This is a genomic window from Virgibacillus sp. GM2-2, assembly GCF_055329585.1.
On the sequence record NZ_JBUZWC010000125.1, the window covers coordinates 1 to 250 of the forward strand.

Sequence of the window (250 nt, forward strand, 5' to 3'; positions counted from 1 at the left end):
GGACCGGGCCATCGATATCCCAATCACGGAATCTCGAGTGCTCACCCATTACGGCTCGTTCGACTCGTTTAATGCAGTTGCCCGCCATCTGAAGCATAGTTGTGGGGAGGTCTACGGTTCTGCTGGCGAGGCCATCATTCAGTATTGCTGCGATAATCCGGACGTGGTTAACGATCTGGTGAAACAGGCTCCGGACATCGAACGTAGGCTGCTGCCGAAGGGCTGCGGAGATGGCGAACGCCGGGTAGTG

1 protein-coding gene is annotated in these 250 nt (G+C 56.8%); it reads left to right on the forward strand.

The window, feature by feature from the left end; genetic code table 11:
- Positions 1–37 precede the first annotated feature (37 nt).
- Positions 38–250, forward strand: a 213-nt coding sequence (locus tag ACY9Z2_RS19220) for a hypothetical protein (RefSeq protein ID WP_463611280.1), incomplete at its 3' end; no start/stop codon positions are given.